19 protein-coding genes are annotated in these 20,514 nt (G+C 70.2%); all 19 read right to left on the reverse strand.

Annotated features, from left to right (window positions below; all coding sequences use genetic code 11):
• Positions 1 to 261: 261 nt before the first annotated feature.
• On the reverse strand, positions 262 to 1,065 hold the full coding sequence (locus QMO56_RS24110) for an amino acid ABC transporter ATP-binding protein (RefSeq protein WP_283529825.1): 804 nt from the start codon (positions 1,063 to 1,065) through the stop codon (positions 262 to 264).
• Positions 1,066 to 1,111: 46 nt separating this feature from the next.
• Positions 1,112 to 2,266, reverse strand: a complete 1,155-nt coding sequence (locus QMO56_RS24115) for an amino acid ABC transporter permease (protein WP_283529826.1) — start codon at positions 2,264 to 2,266, stop codon at positions 1,112 to 1,114.
• Between the two features lie 111 nt (positions 2,267 to 2,377).
• Positions 2,378 to 3,580 (reverse strand): amino acid ABC transporter permease, encoded by a 1,203-nt coding sequence (locus QMO56_RS24120; protein ID WP_283529827.1) that lies wholly within the window; start codon positions 3,578 to 3,580, stop codon positions 2,378 to 2,380.
• A 120-nt stretch (positions 3,581 to 3,700) separates the two neighbouring features.
• Positions 3,701 to 4,750: an amino acid ABC transporter substrate-binding protein gene (locus QMO56_RS24125; RefSeq protein ID WP_283529828.1), complete on the reverse strand. Its 1,050-nt coding sequence runs from the start codon at positions 4,748 to 4,750 to the stop codon at positions 3,701 to 3,703.
• A gap of 360 nt (positions 4,751 to 5,110) precedes the next feature.
• Entirely contained in the window at positions 5,111 to 5,383 is a 273-nt protein-coding gene (rpsO, locus tag QMO56_RS24130; RefSeq protein ID WP_283529829.1) for a 30S ribosomal protein S15, read from the reverse strand.
• Positions 5,384 to 5,396: 13 nt separating this feature from the next.
• A complete protein-coding gene (truB, locus tag QMO56_RS24135; protein WP_283529830.1) occupies positions 5,397 to 6,389 on the reverse strand; it encodes a tRNA pseudouridine(55) synthase TruB in 993 nt (330 codons plus the stop codon).
• A 179-nt stretch (positions 6,390 to 6,568) separates the two neighbouring features.
• A complete protein-coding gene (locus tag QMO56_RS24140) occupies positions 6,569 to 6,904 on the reverse strand; it encodes an acyl-CoA thioesterase (RefSeq protein WP_283529865.1) in 336 nt (111 codons plus the stop codon).
• 50 nt (positions 6,905 to 6,954) lie between these two features.
• Complete coding sequence (gene rbfA / locus QMO56_RS24145) at positions 6,955 to 7,371, reverse strand: 30S ribosome-binding factor RbfA (protein WP_283529832.1); 417 nt, start codon at positions 7,369 to 7,371, stop codon at positions 6,955 to 6,957.
• A gap of 109 nt (positions 7,372 to 7,480) precedes the next feature.
• Positions 7,481 to 10,207 carry a translation initiation factor IF-2 gene (gene infB / locus QMO56_RS24150; RefSeq protein WP_283529833.1) on the reverse strand — a complete coding sequence of 909 codons (2,727 nt, stop codon included), beginning with the start codon at positions 10,205 to 10,207 and terminating at the stop codon, positions 7,481 to 7,483.
• A gap of 60 nt (positions 10,208 to 10,267) precedes the next feature.
• The gene (locus QMO56_RS24155) at positions 10,268 to 10,891 is read right to left on the reverse strand and encodes an RNA-binding protein (RefSeq protein WP_283529834.1); all 624 of its coding nucleotides are present in this window, start codon (positions 10,889 to 10,891) and stop codon (positions 10,268 to 10,270) included.
• A gap of 10 nt (positions 10,892 to 10,901) precedes the next feature.
• Complete coding sequence (nusA, locus tag QMO56_RS24160) at positions 10,902 to 12,452, reverse strand: transcription termination factor NusA (protein WP_283529835.1); 1,551 nt, start codon at positions 12,450 to 12,452, stop codon at positions 10,902 to 10,904.
• Positions 12,453 to 12,457: 5 nt separating this feature from the next.
• Positions 12,458 to 13,039 carry a ribosome maturation factor RimP gene (rimP, locus tag QMO56_RS24165; RefSeq protein WP_408906550.1) on the reverse strand — a complete coding sequence of 194 codons (582 nt, stop codon included), beginning with the start codon at positions 13,037 to 13,039 and terminating at the stop codon, positions 12,458 to 12,460.
• 111 nt (positions 13,040 to 13,150) lie between these two features.
• Positions 13,151 to 13,675 (reverse strand): hypothetical protein, encoded by a 525-nt coding sequence (locus QMO56_RS24170; RefSeq protein WP_283529838.1) that lies wholly within the window; start codon positions 13,673 to 13,675, stop codon positions 13,151 to 13,153.
• Positions 13,676 to 13,730: 55 nt separating this feature from the next.
• Positions 13,731 to 14,426: a tRNA (guanosine(46)-N(7))-methyltransferase TrmB gene (locus tag QMO56_RS24175; protein ID WP_283529839.1), complete on the reverse strand. Its 696-nt coding sequence runs from the start codon at positions 14,424 to 14,426 to the stop codon at positions 13,731 to 13,733.
• Between the two features lie 173 nt (positions 14,427 to 14,599).
• Positions 14,600 to 15,787 carry a methionine adenosyltransferase gene (gene metK / locus QMO56_RS24180; RefSeq protein ID WP_283529840.1) on the reverse strand — a complete coding sequence of 396 codons (1,188 nt, stop codon included), beginning with the start codon at positions 15,785 to 15,787 and terminating at the stop codon, positions 14,600 to 14,602.
• Between the two features lie 143 nt (positions 15,788 to 15,930).
• On the reverse strand, positions 15,931 to 16,320 hold the full coding sequence (locus QMO56_RS24185) for a transposase (protein ID WP_283529841.1): 390 nt from the start codon (positions 16,318 to 16,320) through the stop codon (positions 15,931 to 15,933).
• 268 nt (positions 16,321 to 16,588) lie between these two features.
• Positions 16,589 to 18,352, reverse strand: a complete 1,764-nt coding sequence (locus tag QMO56_RS24190; RefSeq protein ID WP_283529842.1) for a histidine kinase famiy protein — start codon at positions 18,350 to 18,352, stop codon at positions 16,589 to 16,591.
• 83 nt (positions 18,353 to 18,435) lie between these two features.
• Positions 18,436 to 19,176 (reverse strand): 4-hydroxy-tetrahydrodipicolinate reductase, encoded by a 741-nt coding sequence (gene dapB, locus QMO56_RS24195; protein WP_283529843.1) that lies wholly within the window; start codon positions 19,174 to 19,176, stop codon positions 18,436 to 18,438.
• 146 nt (positions 19,177 to 19,322) lie between these two features.
• Positions 19,323 to 20,498 (reverse strand): molecular chaperone DnaJ, encoded by a 1,176-nt coding sequence (gene dnaJ / locus QMO56_RS24200; protein WP_283529845.1) that lies wholly within the window; start codon positions 20,496 to 20,498, stop codon positions 19,323 to 19,325.
• Between the last annotated feature and the right edge of the window lie 16 nt (positions 20,499 to 20,514).

The raw sequence follows: 20,514 nt of genomic DNA on the forward strand, positions 1-20,514 counted from the left end.
CTCCGCCGCACTCAGATCACCTCGGATCGGTAGTCCCGCGCCATCACCAAGCTCCCGAACGCCAGGAGCCCAGCGAACCATGACCGCTGTGCCCACCGCCGTCACAGGTGAGTCAACTCCTCGCCTCGGCGGTATGACACCTGTTCCCCCTGGCAAAGTACTTTCCTCGAGCTTCTTGAGAAAAGCACCAATTGATGCAGGGGGCCGGGGAGGCTGAGCCTCTCCGGCGGGGGTGCGGGGGCAGCGCCCCCGTGCGCGGCCTCAGTGCCCGCGCAGGATCTGGGAGAGAAAGGTCTTCAGCCGGTCCGTCTTGGGATCGTTGAAGACCTGCTCGGGCACGCCGGCCTCGACCACCTCGCCGCGGTCCATGAACACCACGCGGTCGGCCACCTGCCGGGCGAAGCCCATCTCGTGCGTCACGCAGATCATGGTCATGCCGGTGTCGGCCAGCATCACCATGGTGTCGAGCACCTCCTTGATCATCTCCGGATCGAGCGCCGAGGTCGGCTCGTCGAACAGCATGATCTTGGGCTTCATGCAGAGCGCGCGCGCGATCGCCACGCGCTGCTGCTGGCCGCCCGAGAGCTGGCCGGGGTACTTCATCGCCTGTTCCGGGATCTTCACCCGCTCCAGGTAGTCCATCGCCAGTTCCTCCGCCTGCTTCTTCGGCATGCGGCGGACCCAGATCGGCGCCAGGGTGCAGTTGTCCAGCACCGTCAGGTGCGGGAACAGGTTGAAGCTCTGGAACACCATGCCGACCTCGCGCCGGATGGCGTCAAGGCTGCGCAGGTCATCGGACAGCTCGATGCCGTCCACCACGATGCGCCCCTCCTGGTGCTGCTCCAGGCGATTGATGCAGCGGATCATGGTGGACTTGCCGGAGCCCGAGGGGCCGCAGACCACCACGCGCTCGCTCTGCGCGACATTCAGCGTGACGTCGCGCAGCACGTGCATGCTGCCGTACCACTTGTTCACCTTGTCCAGCAGGATGGCCGGCGGGCCATCGGTGCGGGCGGCGGAGGCAAGCTGCGAGCTCTGGCCCGCCATGTCCGTCGTGGCGCTCATGCGGCGTGGGCTCCGTGGGAGGAAGGGTTGCGGGTCATGCGCGGCCTCAACGGACGCGGTGGCGGTTCAGCTCCGCCTCCAGGGACTGGCTGTAGCGCGACATGGCGAAGCAGAAGACGAAGTAGATGAGGGCGACGGTGATGTAGACCTCGACGCCGAAGCCCTGCCAGGCCGGCTCGATGATCGCGGTCTTGCCGGCGGTCAGCAGGTCGAAGATGCCGATGATCAGCACCAGCGAGGTGTCCTTGAACATGCCGATGAAGGTGTTCACCAGCGGTGGGATCACCAGCCGCAGCGCCTGGGGGAGGATGATGAAGCCGGTCTTCTGCCAGAAGGAGAGGCCGAGCGCCTCGGCCGCCTCGTACTGGCCCTTGGGCAGTGCCTGCAGGCCGCCGCGCACCACCTCGGCAAGATAGGCCGCGGCAAACAGGATGATGGCCACCTGCGCGCGCAGCAGCTTGTCGAAATTCACGCCCTCCGGGAGGAAGAGCGGGAACATCACGCTTGCCATGAACAGCAGGCTGATCAGCGGCACGCCGCGGATCAGCTCCACATAGACCACGCAGAGCATCTTGATCGCCGGCATCCGCGAGCGGCGCCCGAGCGCCACCAGGATGGAGAGCGGGAAGGCCAGCGCGATGCCGAAGGTGGAGAGGATCAGGGTGATGACCAGCCCGCCCCAGCGCTCCTGCGGCACATAGGGCAGGCCGAGCACGCCGCCCCACATCAGCCCGCCGATGACGACGAGCGTCCCCAGCCAGATCAGCCCCAGCGCCGGCCGCCAGAAGCGGCGCATGGCGGAGACGATGTAGAGACCGATGAACAGCAGGATGCAGAGCGCCGGCCGCCAGTGCTCCTCATAGGGATAGGTGCCGAACAGGATGAAGCGGTGCTTCTCCGTGATGACGGCCCAGCAGGCGCCGGCATGGTCGAGGGCGCGGCAGGCCTGGGTCTGCGCGCCCTGCTCCGTCACCGGCACCGACCAGATGGCGTTGACGAAGGCCCAGTCCACGAAGCCGATCGCCCAGCGGATGATCAGGTAGGCCAGCGCCAGGGTGACGGCGGTGGAGATCCAGGAGGAGAACAGGTTGGCCCGCATCCAGGCGACCGGCCCGACGGCCAGCATCGGCGGGCGGCGCGGCTCGGCCGGGCTTTCCGGCACGTCGCGGGGGGTGGTGGCTTCGGCGGTGATCTCGGCCATGGCTCAGCGCTCCACCAGCGCGATCCGCGCCGCATGGCTGGCCCTTGGGCCAGCGACGCCGGAAAAGCCCACAATGCGCGGGCCAGGGCCCGTTGCGTTCATGCTCATGGCTCAGCGTTCCACCAGCGCGATCCGCGCGTTGTACCAGTTCATGAACAGGCTGATCGACAGGCTGATCGTCAGGTACACGACCATGATGATGGTGATGCCCTCGATGGCCTGGCCCGTCTGGTTCAGCGTGGTGTTGGCGATCGAGACGATGTCCTGGTAGCCGATGGCGACCGCCAGGGAGGAGTTCTTGGTCAGGTTGAGATACTGGCTGGTCATCGGCGGCACGATCACCCGCAGCGCCTGCGGCAGCACGATCTTGCGCATGATCAGCCCGCGCGGCAGGCCGAGCGCCTCGGCCGCCTCCCACTGCCCCTTGGCCACCGCCTGGATGCCGGCGCGGACGATCTCCGCGATGAAGGCGGCGGTGTAGGTCACGAGGCCCAGCAGCAGCGCGAAGTATTCCGGCGTGACGGCCATGCCACCGGCGAAGTTGAAGCCGCGCAACGCCGGGATGTCGCCGGTGAAGGGGGCGCCGAAGCCCAGCCAGATCAGCACGGGCAGGCCGATGATCAGCCCCAGCGCCGCCGGCCAGATCTTGCGCGGCTGGCCGTCGGCCATCTGTTTCGCGCGGGCGCTGCGGGCATAGAAGAAGGTGATCACCGCGCCCAGGACCAGCCCGAGCAGCGCGAAGCTGTGCGCGTCCTGCCACTCGATCCAGGGCAGCCGCAGCCCGCGGTTGGAGAGGAACACGCCTTCCACCGGGTGCAGCGCCTGGCGGGGCGAGGGCAGCGCCTGCAGCAGGGTGTACCAGAACAGCAGCTGCAGCAGCAGCGGCACGTCGCGGATCAGCTCGATATAGGCACCGGCGATGCGGGAGAGCAGCCAGTTCTTCGACAGGCGGGCGATGCCGAGCAGCGTGCCGATGATGGTGGCGAGAATGATGCCCACCACCGCCACCTTCAGCGTGTTCAGCACGCCGACGAGCAGGGCGCGGGCATAGGTGCTGGCGGGGGTATAGGGGATCACGTACTCGGCGATGGGCAGGCCGGCCTCGCGCGAGAGGAAGTCCCAGCCGGTGGCGATGCGCCGCACTTCCAGGTTGTGCTGGGTGTTGCGGACGAGCCACCAGACGATGCCGCCCACAACCCCCAGCACCAGCACCTGCCAGACGATGGCGCGAAGCCGTTCATCGGCCCAGGAGAGGCGGATACCGCGCTTCGGCGGTGCGCGCAGCAGCCTGGGATCGGCGGCGGTATCAGACATGTTGAAGCCCCGTTCTTGTCTTTGACCAGGCTCCGCCCCGCCGCGGCGTCTTGTGCGCCCGTCGGCGGGGAGGGAGGTGCGGGGCCGGCGGGCCGGCCCCGCGATCGCTCGGCCCGCGCCTTACCGGAAGGGCGGCGCGTACTGCAGCCCGCCCTGCGTCCAGAGCGCGTTCGGGCCGCGCTGGATGCCAAGCGGCTTCAGGTGGCGGTCGAACATCTCGCCATAGTTGCCGACCGCCTTGATGACACGGACGGCCCAGGCATTGTCCACGCCCAGCATCTCGCCCAGGCCGCCGGTCTTGCCGAGCAGGCGCTGCGCCTCGGGACGGGAGTCGCTGGCGGCCACCTGCTCCACGTTCTTGCTGGTGATGCCGAGCTCCTCGGCGGCCAGCAGGGCGTTGTGGGTCCAGCGCACCAGGTCGGCCCAGCGCTGGTCGCCATGGCGCACGGCCGGGCCCAGCGGCTCCTTGCTGATCACCTCGGGCAGGATCTGGTGCTCGCCCGGGTTCGGCTGCGCCGACCGGGTGGCGGCCAGGCCCGAGACGTCGGTGGTGTAGGCGTCGCAGCGGCCGGAGGTATAGGCGCCGACCACTTCCTCAACCCGCTCGATCACCACCGGGGTGAACTGGATGCTGTTGCTGCGGGCCCAGTCCGTCAGGTTCTGCTCGGTCGTGGTGCCGGGCTGCACGCAGATGGTGGCGCCGTTCAGCTCCTTGGCCGACTTCAGGCCGAGGCTGGCCTTCACCATGAAGCCCTGGCCGTCGTAGAAATTGATGGCCGGGAAGTCGAGGCCGAGCGAGGTGTCGCGCGACAGCGTCATGGTGGTGTTGCGCGCCATCATGTCGATCTCGCCGGACTGCAGCGCCGTGAAGCGGTTCTGCGCCGTGAGCGGCACGTAGCGGACCTTGCTGGCATCGTTGAACAGCGCGACCGCAACGGCGCGGCAGTAGTCCACGTCGAAGCCGGTCCAGCGGCCCTGGCTGTCCGGCTGGGCGAAGCCGGCGAGACCGGTGTTCACGCCGCAGCTCAGCGTGCCGCGGGACTTGATGGCGTCCATCGTGGCCGCGTTCTGCTGCGCCGGCTGTTGTTGCGCCAGGGCAGGAGCCGCCATGGCGGTGGCCAGGACGGCGACACCGAGTGTGCGAAGGGTGGCAAGCCGCATCGGCTTCATCAATCTCTCACTCCCATTCTTTGCGCCATCGGCCCAGCGGCCGGCGGCTCCTCCCGTGTGCTGGCGGCTCTGCGCCAGGAGCAGGGCAGCCCTGCAAGGGCCTGCCTTTTGCCCGTTAACCGCCCGGGAAGATCGGTGCAATCGTGGCGCATTCATTTCTCCCGTGGGAGCGATGCATCACGCCGGAGCAAGCAAGGCATGTGCCACAAAACGGCACCTGCTGCATCTGCGGAATGGGAGGGGAAGTGGCGGCAAGCTGAGGCGCTGCCGAAGGCGCGGGCAGATCATGGGCGGTGCAGCGCAAGGCGGCGGCGCCCGTTGCCCAGGGGCCGGGGGAATGTGCTTCCCCCGGCAGGCAGCTCAGCGGCGCAGGCCGAGGCGCTCGATCAGGGAGGCGTAGCGGCCCTGGTTCTTGCGCTTCAGGTAGTCCAGCAGGCCACGGCGCTGGCCGACCAGCACCAGCAGGCCACGGCGGCTGTGGAAGTCCTTCGGATGCGCCTTCAGATGCTCGGTCAGCGAGGAGATGCGCTCGGAGAGCAGCGCCACCTGGACTTCCGGGCTGCCGGTGTCGCCGGCCTTGGTGGCATACTGCTGGATCACTTCCGCGCGGCGCTCGGCGGTAATCGTCGACATCGGCTTCAGCCTTTCATTCTGTGTCGCCGTCCGCGCCCGCGGGCGGCGGGGCGACGAGGGTCGTTTCGCCCGGACCCAGCCAGCGTTCCGGCCTGAGCAGGCCGGATTCGAGCCTGGCGAGGCCCTTCAGGCGCTCCCCCGCCATGGCGCGCACCAGCCCACCATCGGGGCTGGCATCGCCTGGGATCCGCCCCATCAGCTCGACCAGGGATATCGCCTGGCCGAAGGAAAGGCGGGCAATCTCGGCTTCCGTGAGGGCCAGTGCCGGGATGTCGGCCAGCGCGGTCGTCACGGGAAGCAGAAGATCCGGGGAAGGGGGCGGGATATCCTCCATCCCGACCAGCTTGTCCAGCGGAATCGCGGCTTCCTCCAGGAAGGGGCCGACCCGCATCCGCCGCAGCGTGGCGATATGCCCGACCGTGCCCACCGCCCGTGCGATGTCGCGCGCCAGGGAGCGCATATAGACGCCCTTGCCGGACTGCACGAAGAACACCGCCGTATCGGCATCGGCGCGGGATTCCAGCTCGAAGCGGTCCACCCGCGCCGGGCGGGCCGCCAGCTCGGGAAGCTGCCCCTCGCGCGCCAGGTCATAGGCGCGCTCGCCATTCACCTTGATGGCCGAGTAGATCGGCGGGATCTGCATGATGTCGCCGATGAAGGCGGGCAGCGCAGCGCGGATCGCCTCGTCCGTCGGGCGCGCCTCGGAGGTGGCGATCACCTGGCCGTCGGCGTCGTCGGTGTCGCGCGCCTCGCCGAACTTCAGGGTGAAGCGGTAGGTCTTGGTGCCGTCCATCACGTAAGGCACCATCTTGGTCGCGGCGCCGAAGGCCAGCGGCAGCACGCCCGTCGCCAGCGGGTCCAGCGTGCCGCCATGGCCCACCTTCTGCGCCTGGAAGGCACGCTTCAGCTTGTTCACCACATCGGTCGAGCCGATGCCGGAGGGCTTGTCCACGATCAGCCAGCCATCCAGCGGGCGGCCCTTCGGTTTGCGGTAGGGGCGAGGCATGAGATCTCTTTTGTGACTGGGCGTGTCTGCGAGAGGGCTCCGCCCTCTCGCGCTCTCCCGCCAGGAAACTGAGTTTCCTGGACCTTCCATCCGGGGGCTGGGGGGATACTACCCCCGCCGCTCGCACGCAAACGGACAGAAAAAAGAAGGGGGTCCGGGGGAATTCATTCCCCCGGCCTTTACGCGGCCGGCAACGGGCGCGGCCGCCCGGTGGCATCCAGCGCCACGAAGGTGAACACCGCCTCGGTCACGCGGTTCGTGTGTTCGCCCTCGCGCTCACGCCGCCACGCCTCGACGCGGATGCGCAGCGAGGTGCGCCCTGTGGCCAGGATCTCGGCATAGAGGCTGACCTCGTCGCCCACCCGCACCGGGGAGAGGAAGCTCATCGCCTCCACCGCGACCGTGGCGCAGCGGCCGCGCGCGCGGCGGGCTGCGGCATTGCCCGCCGCCAGATCCATCTGCGCCATCAGCCAGCCGCCGAAGATGTCGCCCGCCGGGTTGGTATCCGCCGGCATGGCGATGGTGCGGATGACCGGCGCGGCATCCGGCGGCGCCTCGGAGCCGCTCAAGGCGCCTCGTCCTCCTCCGGGCGCGGCGCGAGATCCTGCTGCACCTCGGGGCGGCGCATCACGGCATCGATCTTCATCGCGTAGTCCAGTGCCGTGTCGGACTGGAAATGCAGCTCGGGCGCGAATTTCAGCCGGACCGCGCGGGCCACCTGCGTGCGCAGGAAGGGCTGCACCCGCTTGAGGCCCTTCAGCTCCTCCGGCGTCACCGGCCGGCCCAGCGCGGCGACGAAGCAGGTCATGTGCTTGAGGTCGGGCGAGGCGCGCACCTCGGTGACGGTGATGTGCCGCCCGTCCAGGTCGGGATCGTGCATCTCGCCGCGCAGGAAGACGGCGGAAAGCGCGTGCCGCACCTCCTCGGCGACGCGGAGCATGCGCTGGCTGGGGGCGCCGGGGGTGGCAGGCTTCTTGGCCATGACGAACTACTCTTCACCAAACGAAGAAAGGCCGGGGGAATGAATTCCCCCAGGCCCCCTTCTTTTTTCTGTCAGTGGGCGGCCGGGCCGTCGGGCCCGGCCGCAGGCATCAGACCGCGGCGACGGTCTCGGTCTCGTAGCACTCGATCTGGTCGCCGACCTTGATGGCGTCGTAGTTGGCGAAGCTCATGCCGCACTCGTAGCCGTTCGTGACTTCCTTCACGTCGTCCTTGAAGCGGCGGAGCGTCGCCAGCTCGCCCTGGTGGATGACCACGCCATCGCGCAGCAGGCGGACACCGCAACCACGGCGGACCACACCCTCGGTGACGCGGCAGCCGGCGATGTTGCCCAGGCGCTTGACCTCGAAGACCTCGAGGATCTGCGCATAGCCCAGGAACTTCTCGCGCTGGATCGGGGCAAGCTTGCCGCGCACCAGCTTCTCCACGTCATCCGCCACCTCGTAGATGATCGAGTAGTAGCGGATGTCCACGCCGTCCCGCTGCGCCATCTCCCGTGCCTGACCGGTGGCCCGCACGTTGAAGGCCACCACGATGGCATTGGACGCCTTGGCGAGCTGGATGTCGCTCTCGGTGATCTGGCCGACGGCGCTGTGCAGCACCCGCACCTTCACCTCGTCGCGCGACAGCTTCGCCAGGGTGACGCCGAGCGCCTCGGCCGAGCCCTGGACGTCGGCCTTCACGACGACGGCGACCTCCTTCTGCTCGCCCGCCTGGATGCGCGCCATCATCTCGGACAGCGTACCCCGGGCGGCCCCGGCGGCGGCGGCCTGCTTGTCCCGCAGCTTGCGCTGGCGGAACTCGCTGATCTCGCGCGCCCGGCCCTCGTCCTCGACGGCGGTGAGCGGCTCGCCGGCGGCCGGCACGCCCGACAGGCCGAGGATCTCGACCGGCAGGCTGGGACCGGCCTCCTTCAGCTGGCGGCCCTTGTCGTCGAGCATGGCGCGCACGCGGCCCCACTCGGCGCCGACCACCACCATGTCGCCCTGGTGCAGCGTACCCTTCTGCACCAGCACCGTGGCCACCGCGCCGCGGCCCTTGTCGAGCTTCGACTCGATGACGGTGCCCTCGGCGCCGCGCTCCGGGTTGGCGCGCAGGTCCAGCACCTCGGCCTGCAGCACGATGGCTTCGAGCAGCTTGTCGAGGTTGATGCCCTTGGTCGCCGAGACCTGGATCTCCTGCGTGTCGCCGCCCAGGGATTCCACCACCACCTCGTGCTGCAGCAGCTCCTGCCGCACGCGGTCGAGGTTGACGCCCTGCTTGTCGATCTTGTTGACCGCCACGATCAGCGGCACGCCGGCCGCCTTCGCGTGGTGGATCGCCTCGATCGTCTGCGGCATCACGCCGTCATCGGCGGCCACCACCAGCACCACCATGTCCGTCACGGAGGCGCCGCGGGCACGCATGGCGGTGAAGGCCTCGTGGCCCGGGGTGTCGATGAAGGTGATCTTCTGACCGCTCTCCACCGTCACCTGGTAGGCGCCGATATGCTGGGTGATGCCACCCGCCTCGCGCGCCGCCACGTCGGTCTTGCGCAGCGCGTCCAGCAGGCTGGTCTTGCCGTGATCGACATGGCCCATGATGGTGACGACCGGCGGGCGCGGCAGCAGGTCCGCCTCCACGTCCACCGCGCCTTCCAGGCCCAGCTCGACGTCGGATTCGGAGACGCGCTTCACCCGGTGGCCGAACTCGTTCACCACCAGCTCGGCGGTGTCGGCGTCGATCGTCTGGGTCAGCGTCGCCATGACGCCCATGCGGAAGAGGGCCTTCACCACCTCGCCGCCACGCGCGGCCATGCGGTTCGCCAGCTCCTGCACGGTGATCGCCTCGGGGACGACGACCTCACGCACCACCTTCACGCCCTCGGAGCGAAGGCGCTGCAGCTCCTGCTGCCGCCGCTCGCGCTCGCGGGCACGGCGGACGGAGGCCATGGAACGGCTGCGCTCGTCCTCGCCCTCGATGGCGGCGGCGACGTCGATCTTGCCCTCGCGGCGGCGTTCGCCACCCAGCGTGCTCTTCTTGGGCGGCGGGGCGACGGGCTTCTTCGCGGCGGGCGGCAGGCCGGGGCGGCGCGCCGGGCTCGGGCGCTCCTCCTCCTCCTCACGGCCACGCAGCGTCAGGCGCGGCGCGGCGGCACCCGGCGTGGCGGCACCCGGCCCGACCGGACGGCGCGGCGCGCCAGCGGCGGCGGGGCCACCGGCGGGACGCGGGCCACTCGCCGGGCGCGGGCCAGCACCGGCCGCACGCTGCGGCGCCGGAGGCGGCGGCGGCGCGTTCTTGCGCACCTCCTCCTCGGCCTTGCGGCGCGCTTCCTCTTCGGTCTTCAGGCGCGCTTCCTCGACCGCGCGCTGCGCGGCTTCCTCGGCCTCGCGGCGCTCCTCCTCGGCGCGGCGCGCGGCCTCCTCGGCGGCGCTGCGCAGCTGCAGGGCCTGGCGCTCACGTTCCTCGCGCTGGCGCTGCGCCTCGGCGCGGCGATGCTCCTCCAGCACGCGCAGGCGGGTGGCCTGCTCCGCCTGGTTCAGCGGGCGCCCGGGGGCGGAGCCGCTGCCGCCGCGCTGGGCGGGGCCGGTCGCGCTGCGCTGGGGGCCGCCGGCGGGGCGGGGGCCGCTGGCCTGCGAGCCGCCGGCGGGGCGTCCGCCGCCGGTCTGCGGGCCAGCGGCGCGCTTCTTCACCACCTCGACCTGCACGGTCTTGCCACGGCCGTGGCTGAAGGACTGCCGCACCGTACCGGCCGCTTCGGTCTTGCCAAGCTCCATCCGCCCACCCGGGCGGAGGCTCAACCGACCCTTTGCCGCATCCTGCTCATTGTGGTCGCTCATTCGTTCGCCTGAACCCGATCCGTCCTGTGCCATCGATCCTATCGCGAGCCGTTGCCGGACTCACGTCCCTGCTCCGCTCGCGATACCGGAGACAGCAGCCAGACGGCCCGCCTCCTGCACCAGTTTCTCCGCAATCGGCCCACGGCCGACCGCCACATGCACTGCCTGCTCTCGTCCGAACACCGCACCCAACTCCTCTGCTGTCAGCACGACCACGAGCGGCACCTTGTGCCGCCCGGCCAGCCTTGCCCGCTCGCTGGGGCTGCCGTCACACGCCTCGACCAGCACGGCAGCCCGTCCGGCCTGCAGCCATTCGCGCGCCTGCTGGAAACCGCACACCGCCTGACCGGCCCTGCGCGCAAACCCCAGCTGGTCGCGTAAGCGACCCCTGAGGCCAGTCTCGATCCGGGCGCGAAGGTCGGAGGGCAAATGCACCTGGCCGCGGGCCGCCCTCGGAAAGGCGCCCCGGCTCAATGCGCGTTCTAGCACATCGGCCCGCGCACTCAACCACATTCCCCGTCCGGGCAGCCTGCCCGTAAGGTCTGGCACGATCTCCCGCCCCGGCCCGATGACGAAGCGGATCATCGCTTCCTTCGGCAGGCTCTCCCGCGTCACGATGCAGCGGCGCAGGGGGCCTTTCGGTTCCGGCTCCGGGCCCTCCCCTTCCGGGAAGGGCTCAGGCATCAGCCCTGGATCAATGTTCGTCGTTCTTCTCCTGGGCGGCGCCACCTTCCTCCTGCGCGAACCAGTGCTCGCGCGCGGCCATGATGATGGCGTTCGCCGTTTCCTCGTCCACCGCCTCGGTGCCGAGGATCTCGATCAGCTCGTCGGCGGCGAGGTCGGCCAGGTCGTCGAGCGTCTTCACGCCCTTCTCACCCAGCGTCACCAGCATGGCGGGGCTGAAGCCGCCGGCCTCGGCCACCGCATCCTCGACGCCCAGCGCGCGGCGCTTCTCGTCCAATTCCTGGTCGCGCCGGTCGAGCCAGGTCTGGGCCCGGCGCTTCAGCTCGGCGGCGACGTTCTCGTCGAAGCCCTCGATGGCGGCCAGGTCATCGTCCGGCACTTCCAGCAGTTCCTCGACGGAGCTGAAGTCCTCGCTGACCAGCAGGCCGGCGATGACGTCGTCCACGTCCAGGGCCTCGACGAAGAGGCCGGTCCGCTTGCGGAACTCCTCCTGCCGCCGCTCGCTGGCCTCGGCTTCCGTCAGGATGTCGATGTCCCAGCGGGTAAGCTGGGAGGCGAGGCGGACATTCTGGCCGCGCCGCCCGATCGCCAGCGATAGCTGGTCATCGGGCACGACGACTTCAACCCGCTTGCTGTCGTCGTCCAGCACGACCTTGCTGACCTCGGCGGGAGCGAGGGCGTTCACCACGAAGGTCGGATTGTCGGCCGACCAGGGGATGATGTCGATCTTCTCGCCCTGCAGCTCGGCCACCACCGCCTGCACGCGCGAGCCGCGCATGCCGACGCAGGCGCCGACCGGGTCGATCGAGCTGTCGCGGCTGACGACCGCCATCTTGGCGCGGCTGCCAGGGTCGCGGGCCACCGCCTTGATCTCGATGATGCCGTCATAGATCTCGGGCACCTCCTGGGCGAAGAGCTTCGCCAGGAAGCCGGGATGCGTGCGGCTGAGGAAAACCTGCGGGCCGCGGGGCTCCTCGCGCACGTCGTAGATATAGGCCCGCACGCGGTCGCCGTTGCGGAAGGCCTCGCGCGGGATGCACTCATCGCGCCGCAGCAGGGCCTCGGCGCGGCCGAGATCGACCATCAGGTTGCCGTACTCGGTGCGCTTGACCACACCGTTGACGATCTCGCCCACGCGGTCCTTGTACTCGTTGAACTGCTTGCCGCGCTCGACCTCGCGCACCCGCTGCACGATCACCTGCTTGGCGGTCTGCGCGGCGATGCGGCCGAAGTCGATCGGCGGCAGCGGATCGACGATGAACTGGCCGACCTCGATGCCGGGCTGGATCTTCTGCGCGATGCGCAGAGGGATCTGCGTCGCCTCGTTCTCCACCGGCTCCTCGGCCACCACCTCGGTCCAGCGGGAGAGCTTCACCTCGCCGCTGCGGCGGTCGATGATGGCGCGGATGTCCTTCTCGTGCCCGTACTTGGCGCGGCCGGCCTTCTGGATGGCCTGCTCCATCGCCTCCAGCACCTCGTCGCGCTCGATCATCTTCTCGCGCGCGACGGCCTCGGCGACCTGCAGCAGCTCCGGGCGGGCAATGGCGACGTCTGCGGCCATGGTCCTCAGTTCCTCTTGGCGAAAGGCGAGTCGCCACCATCCGCGTCGGGAGCGTCCTCCTCCCCGCGCGCATGGGCGGCATCGGCCGCGGTTGCGGCGATCAGTTCATCGGTAAGCACCAGCTTGGCGCGGCGCATGTCGGCGCGCGGGAGGGCGACATCCGTGCCGTCCTCCAGCCGCAGCCGCGCCACCTCCTCGTCGGCACCGAGGATGATGCCGCGGAAGCGCCGCCGCCCCTCGAAGGGGATGCTCATCTCGGCGGTGGCCACCTGCCCGGCGAAGCGCAGCCAGTCCTTGGTGCGGGTGAGCGGGCGGTCGATGCCGGCGGAGGAAACCTCGAGGTTCCATTCGCCGGGGAAGGGGTCATCGACGTCGAGCACGGCACCGACGGCGTGGCTGATCGCCTCGCAATCCTCCACGCCGATCAGCCGGCCATCGGCGCGATCGGCCATGATCTGTACGGTCGGCGTCTGCTTGCCCTGGATCAGCACGCGCACGATCTCGTACCCCATCGCGGTGAGCGTGGGCTCGATGGCAGCGGCGATACGGGCCTCCAGGCCCCCATGAATGGGCGAGTCGTCTTCCAAAAACAAAAAAGGCGGCCTGTGAAGGCCACCCCCCTGGCTGTGCAGCGAAGATGTCGAGCGGATTATATAGAACAGCTTGGCAGAATTACAAGAAACTGCCCTCTGCGGGCGTCAACCGCCGGTGAGCCGCGCCAGATGCGTCACCCGGCAGAGGCCATGGGTGCGGCGCGAGAGCACGGTGCCGGAGAGGCGGTTGTCATGCACCTGCGCGAGCCCGAAGCCGTGCAGGCGCAGCAGCAGGAAATGCCCGGTGACGCGTACGAGGTAGAGGCCCGGTTCCAGCCGGCCGCGGCGCGCCACGGAGAGCAGGGTGGGGCGGCCCTCGACGCTGCAGGGGGCCGCCTTCACGCCGGCGCGCCCGAGGGCCGCCACCACGTCGCGCCAATAGGCGGTGACGACCTCCTCACCCGGCGCGTAGCGCGTGGGCGCAACTTCGTGCAGCAACGTGCAGGCGGCCGCGTAGGTGCTGCCGGAGGCGAGTGCGATGACGGCCGGGCCGCACCAGGGAACGCAGCCGCCACGCTCAGCCGCCAGCGTCTCGGCGCCGCGCCGTCCGGCTTCCTGTTCCGGGTTGGGAAGGCGGGGGAAGTCCATGCCGCGCACGGTGTCGTGATGAACCGGCAGGGTCAATCGCATTGTGGGATACCGCTTCAGTCGGAGGTGGCGCGTGGCCATTATGCCACGCCCGGCGTCAGCCTCGCCGGCGCCAGCTCCAGTAGAGCGGCTGCCGGCCTTCCCGCAGCGCCTTGGCTTCATAGCGCGTACCGGGCCAGCCTTCGGGGCGGCGGTCCGCCAGGAGTGCGCGCTCGAACAGGTCCTGCGCGCCCATCACCTCAGCCACCCAGGCCTGGTAGGTGGGGTCGTCGGTCGCGATGCGCCATTCGCCGCCCGGGCGGATGGCCCGCGCCAGCACCGGCAGGATCGACGGATGGACGAAGCGGCGTTTGGCGTGGCGCGCCTTCGGCCAGGGATCGGGGAACATCAGGAACAGGCGCGACAGGGCGCCTTCCGGCAACTCGCGCAACAGGCGGCGCGCATCCTCGGTCCAGAGCCGCAGGTTGGGCGGCAGGGGCGCGGTGGCCTCGCCGCCTTCCGGCACGAGCCGCGTCAGCAGGGAGCAGATGCCGTTCTCGAAGACCTCGCAGGCGATCAGGCCGGCCTCGGGGTTCGCCGCGATCTGCGCCAGGGTGTGCTCGCCGCCGCCAAAGCCGACCTCCAGCCACAGCTCGCGCGGGCGCACCGGGAAGGAGGCGAAGGGATCGGCCGGGTCGAAGGCGAGGCGGGGAGCCGTCTCTTCCAGCAGGAGCTGCTGGCGGGCGCGCAGCGGATGACCGCGGCGGCGGCCATAGAGGCGGTCAGGTACAGGGGGAGGGGGCGACTCGCTCATGGAGGGGACCGTTGGATGAGGGCGATACGCCGGGGCCAAAGGGGGCGCCGCCCCCTCTGGACACCCCTGCCGGGGTGACAGGGTCTCCCCGGACCCCGCCAACAGAAGGGAAGTCCGGGAGCCTCGGGTTCCCCGCGGGGAGAATGCGAGAGGGGCAGGGCCCCTCTCGCGGATCAGCGGCCGAAGGCGCGCTTCAGGTCCTCGGCGAGGTCGGTCTTTTCCCAGGTGAAGGTGCCCTTCTCCAGGTCCGGCGTGCGGCCGAAGTGACCATAGGCGGAGGTCGGCGCGTAGATCGGCCGGTTCAGGTGCAGGTGCTCCCGGATGCCGCGCGGCGAGAGATTGACCATCTCGTTGACCACGCGGGCCAGCTTCGCCTCGTCGATGTCACGGCCGGTGCCGTGCAGGTCGAAATAGACCGAGAGCGGCTTGGACACGCCGATCGCGTAGGAAACCTGGATGGTGCAGCGCTCGGCGAGGCCGGCGGCGACCACGTTCTTGGCCAGGTAACGGCAGGCATAGGCGGCGGAGCGGTCCACCTTGGTCGGGTCCTTGCCCGAGAAGGCGCCGCCGCCATGCGGAGCCGCGCCGCCATAGGTGTCCACGATGATCTTACGGCCGGTCAGGCCGCAGTCGCCGTCGGGGCCGCCGATCACGAAGGTGCCGGTCGGGTTCACGTAGAACTCGTCCTCCGGGACGGTCCAGCCGGCCGGCAGGCTCGACTCGACGATCGGCCGCACCAGGGCGCGGACCTGCTCCTGGGTCAGGCCTTCCTCGTGCTGGGTCGAGACGACAACGGAGCTGACGCCGACCGGCTTGCCGTCCACATAGCGGAGGGTGACCTGCGACTTGGCGTCCGGCAGCAGGCCGGCGACGGAGCGGTCGTTGTTGCGGCGCAGCTCGGAGATGCGGCGCAGGATCAGGTGCGCATAGTAGAGCGGCGCCGGCATCAGGTCGGGCGTCTCGGTGCAGGCATAGCCGAACATGATGCCCTGGTCGCCGGCGCCCTCGTCCTTGTTGCCGGCGGCATCCACACCCTGCGCGATATGCGCGGACTGGGCGTGCAGATGGCAGGCGATCTCGGCGTTCTTCCAGGAGAAGCCTTCCTGGTCGTAGCCGATGTCCTGCACCGCCATACGCGCGAGGTGCATCAGCAGCTCGGGCGTCACGCTCGCCGGGCCGCGGGTCTCGCCGGCCAGGATGATGCGGTTGGTGGTGACCAGTGTTTCGCAAGCCACCCGGGCATAGGGGTCGGCTTCGAGGAAGGCGTCCAGCACCGTGTCGCTGATGCGGTCCGCCACCTTGTCGGGATGGCCTTCGGAGACGGACTCCGAGGTGAACAGATACTCGCCCTTGTCGCGCATGGCCTAATTCGTCCTCTTGTCGCGCTGGCGACCGGTTCGCCCCGGCCTGGCTGGATCTCCGCAGAACGCGGCCCGGCTGTTTCGCAAGCGCGGAACAGAGGGTCAAGTGCGCAGGCGGCGTAGCAGGGGCGCGCCGGTGGACATCAGCGGCACCGCAGGCTGGCGGGGATGCGCCGGCGGCCGCGTGCCGCGCGCAGCAGGGCGCGGGCATGGCGCAGGGCCTCGGCCAGGCCAGGGCGTGGCGGGCGGCGCAGCAGGCGCGACCAGAGACCGGCATGGGCCAGGCGGCGGAACTGGCGGTGGATGGTGTCGGTACGGGCCTGCGGCGTGCTGAAGCGCGACCAGGGCAGGCCGGAGGTAACGGCCTGGAAGATGAGGTCCATGCGGGCGCGGAGGTTGACGATGGGGCGGCCGGGGCGGCGGGAAGCGCCGGGGGCGGGGTGGTCCAGAAAGGGCAGGAGGGCGGACCAGGCCGCATCGGAAAGGGGAGACCAGGGGCGGGAGGCGGCGCGGGATCGGGGGAGAGCGTACACAGAGAGGCCTCCGGAATGCGGAAGAGCCGGCAAGTTATAGGAATTTATTCAGGAATGCAAGCAGCCCGGAAGCCCGGGAAGGCCGCAGGAGCCGAACTGGCATCCGGGAGATCGAGGGCGCGCGGGCTCTGCGCGACCTGCCGGCGCAGCCGCGCCGCCCCGGCTGATCCGCCGGGCAGGAGGCATTTGCCGCAGCCCACAGGCGCCCACAAAGACGCACGGAAAAAAGAAGGGGGGTTCGGGGGGAATTCATTCCCCCCGACCTTGTTCACGCCTCGTGCGGCGGCCCGTGATCCGGGCGAGGAACATGGGCTGCGCCGTCGCCGCCGGTGCTGCGGCGGTTGAGGGCGGCGCGGACGCGGTCGGCCAGCTCGGAGCGGCGGTAGGGCTTGCCGAGAACGTCCATCGCGGGGGCGCGGGCCTCGGCGACGAGGTCCTCGTTGTAGCCGGTGGTGAGCAGCACGGCGACGCCGGGCAGGCGTGCGCGCACCCGCTCGGCCAGCACGAGGCCGTTCATGCTGCCGGGCATCAGGATGTCCGAGAAGAGCAGGTCAATCGGCGGGGTGGAGGGGTGGTCGAGCAGCCGCAGGGCCTCGTCGGCGTTGTTGGCGGCGAGGATGCGGTAGCCGAGCATCTGCAGGTGCTCGCGGGCGAGCGCCTGGACATCGTCGCTGTCCTCGACGAGGAGGATGGTCTCGGCCTGCTGGGCATGGATTTCGCACGGGGCGGTGCCGGCGGCCGCGAGCGGGGCGCGGGGCGCGGCCTCGGCGGCTTCGCTGGCGACGGGGAAGAGCATGCGGACGGTGGTGCCGCGGCCGGGTTCGCTCTCGATCTCCAGCTTGCCGCGCGACTGCTGCACGAAGCCCTGCACCATGGCGAGGCCGAGGCCGGTGCCGCGCCCGGTGCCCTTGGTGGTGAAGAAGGGCTCGGCGGCGCGCTCCAGCACGTGCGGCGGCATGCCGGCGCCGCTGTCGGTGACGGACAGGGTGACGTACTGGCCGCCGGGGAGGCCATTGGGCTCCAGGGTGGCGATGCCGGTGGCGATGGTCATGTCGCCGCCCGCGGGCATCGCGTCCCGCGCGTTGATGACCACGTTGAGCAGTGCCATTTCGAGATGAACGCGGTCCACCAGGACCGGCGGCAGGCGGCGGCGCTGGTTGAACCGCAGCGCGACATGGCTGCCGGCGGTGCTCTCCAGCATGTTGCCGAAGTCGTCGATCAGGCGGTTGATGTCGGCGCGCTGAGGGTCCAGGCGGGTCTTGCGGGCGAAGGCGAGGAGCTGCCGGGTCAGCTTGCTGCCGCGTTCGGCGGCGGTGCTGGCGCGCTCGACATGGCGGCGCAGCTTCTCGTCCTGCAACCGGGCATCGAGGAGCTCCAGGTTGCCGGCGATGACCTGCAGCAGGTTGTTGAAGTCATGCGCCAGGCCGGCGGTGAGCTGGCCGATGGCCTCCATCTTCTGCGCCTGGCGGAAGGCCTGCTCGGAGGTGCGGCGGCGGGTGACGTCGAGCTGCGAGGCGAAGAAGTAGAGCAGCGCGCCGTTCCTGTCATGGACCGGGGCGATGAAGACGGCGTTCCAGAAGGGCGTGCCGTCGCGCTTGTAGTTGAGCAGCTCGACCGAGACGGGGCGCTGGGCGGCGATGGCCTCGCGCAGCTCCGCGACGACCGCGCGGTCGGTCTGCGCGCCCTGCAGGAAGCGGCAGTTGCGGCCGCTGATCTCCTCCTCGCGGTAGCCGGTGAGGTCCAGGAAGGCGCGGTTGGCGAAGACGACCGGGTTGCCCGGCTGGTTGGGGTCGGTGAGGATCATCGGCATGCGGGTCATCTCGACCGCGGCGAAGAAGACGTTGCCGCGGCCGTCGAGGCCGGGCTCGGTGATGGCCGCTTCCTGCCAGGAATGAACGCTCCGGCCGCCGGTGGGCGAACAGGAGGTCTCTTCAAGCTGGCCGGCGGGGGTGCCGGCGCTCTGCCTGTCGCCGCTGCCCTGGACGTCGGGCCTCTCCCGCTGCCCGCTCGCCGCCGAATCCTGCTCACGCATGCTCGCCTCTGGTCCTGTCGGTGAGACTTAGGCTCAGGAAGAGGAACGCCAAGGCAGGCAAGTGGTTGAGCCTGCGGTCCGGCTCAGGCCATGCCAAGCACGTGCTTCATGTCGTAGAGGCCGGGCGGCTGGCGCACCGCCCAGCGCGCGGCCCGGACGGCGCCGGTGGCATAGACGCGGCGGTCGAAGGCGCGGTGGGTGAGGGCGATGTGCTCGCTGCCGGCGGCGAAGAGCAGGGTGTGCTCGCCCACCACCTGGCCGCCGCGCAGGGCGGCGAAGCCGATCGGGCCGGTGCCGCGCGGGCCGGTATGGCCGTCGCGGCCGCTTTCCATGCCGACCTCCTCCAGCGTCTTGCCGCGGCCGCGGGCAACGGCGCGGCCGAGGCCGACGGCGGTGCCGGAGGGGGCGTCCACCTTCTGGCGGTGGTGCATCTCGACGATCTCGGCATCGTACTGCTCGGGCGGCAGGGCGGCGGCCATGCGCTCGGCGAGCGCGAAGAGCAGGTTCACGCCGGGGGCGAAGTTGGCGGCATAGACCACCGGCACCCCCTCCGCGGCGCGCGCCACGGCGGCCTCCTGGGCGGCGGAAAGGCCTGAGGAGCCGAGGATGAGGGGCCGGCCGTGCTGCGCGGCGAGCGCGGCATGCGCGTCCGCCGAGGCGGCGTTGGTGAAGTCGATCACCACGTCGCTGGCGGCGAAGAGGGCGCCCGCGTCGCCTTCGCGGCCGATGCCGCCGGCGAGTTCCGCCCCGGCGGCGGCCACTTCCTCGGCGAGCAGCTTGCCCATGCGGCCGGAAATGCCGGCGATGCCGATGCGGAGCGTCATGGCGAAGGACCCCTTGGAAGCCAGAAAAAAGCCGGGGGGTCCGAGGCACTGCCTCGGACAGTCCCCCGGACCCCCATCTTCTTTTTATCCGACAAAAAGAAAAGAAGGGGGGTCCGGGGGGAATTCATTTCCCCCGGCACTTCCCCTCAGCGGCCGAGGCCGTCCCAGAACTCCTTCACCTTGGCGAAGAAGCCCTCGCTCTCCGGGCTGCTGTTGCCGCCCTGGCCGACTTCCTTCTCGAACTGCTCCAGCAGCTCGCGCTGGCGCGGCGAGAGATTCTGCGGCGTCTCCACCGCGACCTGGACGTACATGTCGCCCCGCGCGGCGGAGCGCAGCACGGAGAAGCCCTTGCCGCGCAGGCGGAACTGGTCGCCTGTCTGGGTGCCGGCGGGAATGGTGACGCGGGCGCGGCCGCCGTCGATGGTCGGCACCTCCACGGCGCCGCCCAGCGCCGCCTGGGTCATCCGCAAGGGCACGCGGACATAGATGTTGGCGCCGTCCCGCTGGAAGAGGGCATGCGGGCGGATGCTGATGTCCACGTAGAGGTCGCCCGCGGGGGCGCCGCGCAGGCCGGCCTCGCCCTCGCCGGTGAGGCGGATGCGGGTGCCGTCCTCCACGCCCGGCGGGATGGTGACGTTGAGCGTGCGCTCGCGCTGCACGCGGCCGGCGCCGCCGCAGACCTTGCAGGGGTTCTTCACCACGCGGCCGGTGCCGTTGCAGGTCGGGCAGGTGCGCTCGATCAGGAAGAAGCCCTGCTGCGCGCGCACCTTGCCGGCGCCGCCGCAGGTGGTGCAGGTCTGTGCCGCCTGGTTCTTGCCCTCGGCACCGGTGCCGTCGCAGGCATCGCACTGGACGGAGGTGGTGACGCGGATGGTCTTGCGGACGCCGGCGAAGGCCTCCTCCAGCGAGACCTCCATGGAGTAGCGCAGGTCGGCGCCACGGCCGGCCGCCGTGCCGGTGCTGCGCCCGCGGCCGCCGGCGCCGAACTGGCCGAACATCTCGGCGAAGATGTCCTCGAAGCCGCCGCCGCCGCCGCCGAAGCCGCCCCCGCCGAAGGGGCCGCCGCCGAAGCCGCCGGCGCCCGCACCGCCGCCGCCCTCGAAGGCGGCATGGCCGAAGCGGTCATAGGCGGCGCGCTTCTCGGCGTCCTTCAGCACGTCATAGGCTTCGTTCAGTTCCTTGAACTTCGCCTCGGCGCCCTTGTCGCCCGGATTGCGGTCCGGGTGGTACTTCATGGCGAGCTTGCGATAAGCCTTCTTCAGCTCATCCTCGCCCGCATCCCGGGCCACGCCCAGGGTCTCGTAAAAGTCCTTTTTGGCCATGACGCGGCCTGTCCCC

Source organism: Roseomonas sp. E05 (genome assembly GCF_030063475.1).
In the GTDB taxonomy this organism is placed as follows: domain Bacteria; phylum Pseudomonadota; class Alphaproteobacteria; order Acetobacterales; family Acetobacteraceae; genus Pseudoroseomonas.

Excerpts from the sequence above, each read along its gene's own strand:
- QMO56_RS24110 (WP_283529825.1), bottom strand. The coding sequence starts at position 1,065 with ATGAGCGCCACGACGGACATGGCGGGCCAGAGCTCGCAGCTTGCCTCC.
- QMO56_RS24115 (WP_283529826.1), bottom strand. The coding sequence starts at position 2,266 with ATGGCCGAGATCACCGCCGAAGCCACCACCCCCCGCGACGTGCCGGAA.
- QMO56_RS24120 (WP_283529827.1), bottom strand. The coding sequence starts at position 3,580 with ATGTCTGATACCGCCGCCGATCCCAGGCTGCTGCGCGCACCGCCGAAG.
- QMO56_RS24125 (WP_283529828.1), bottom strand. The coding sequence starts at position 4,750 with ATGAAGCCGATGCGGCTTGCCACCCTTCGCACACTCGGTGTCGCCGTC.
- rpsO (WP_283529829.1), bottom strand. The coding sequence starts at position 5,383 with ATGTCGACGATTACCGCCGAGCGCCGCGCGGAAGTGATCCAGCAGTAT.
- truB (WP_283529830.1), bottom strand. The coding sequence starts at position 6,389 with ATGCCTCGCCCCTACCGCAAACCGAAGGGCCGCCCGCTGGATGGCTGG.
- QMO56_RS24140 (WP_283529865.1), bottom strand. The coding sequence starts at position 6,904 with ATGCCGGCGGATACCAACCCGGCGGGCGACATCTTCGGCGGCTGGCTG.
- rbfA (WP_283529832.1), bottom strand. The coding sequence starts at position 7,371 with ATGGCCAAGAAGCCTGCCACCCCCGGCGCCCCCAGCCAGCGCATGCTC.
- infB (WP_283529833.1), bottom strand. The coding sequence starts at position 10,207 with ATGAGCGACCACAATGAGCAGGATGCGGCAAAGGGTCGGTTGAGCCTC.
- QMO56_RS24155 (WP_283529834.1), bottom strand. The coding sequence starts at position 10,891 with ATGCCTGAGCCCTTCCCGGAAGGGGAGGGCCCGGAGCCGGAACCGAAA.
- nusA (WP_283529835.1), bottom strand. The coding sequence starts at position 12,452 with ATGGCCGCAGACGTCGCCATTGCCCGCCCGGAGCTGCTGCAGGTCGCC.
- QMO56_RS24170 (WP_283529838.1), bottom strand. The coding sequence starts at position 13,675 with ATGCGATTGACCCTGCCGGTTCATCACGACACCGTGCGCGGCATGGAC.
- QMO56_RS24175 (WP_283529839.1), bottom strand. The coding sequence starts at position 14,426 with ATGAGCGAGTCGCCCCCTCCCCCTGTACCTGACCGCCTCTATGGCCGC.
- metK (WP_283529840.1), bottom strand. The coding sequence starts at position 15,787 with ATGCGCGACAAGGGCGAGTATCTGTTCACCTCGGAGTCCGTCTCCGAA.
- QMO56_RS24190 (WP_283529842.1), bottom strand. The coding sequence starts at position 18,352 with ATGCGTGAGCAGGATTCGGCGGCGAGCGGGCAGCGGGAGAGGCCCGAC.
- dapB (WP_283529843.1), bottom strand. The coding sequence starts at position 19,176 with ATGACGCTCCGCATCGGCATCGCCGGCATTTCCGGCCGCATGGGCAAG.
- dnaJ (WP_283529845.1), bottom strand. The coding sequence starts at position 20,498 with ATGGCCAAAAAGGACTTTTACGAGACCCTGGGCGTGGCCCGGGATGCG.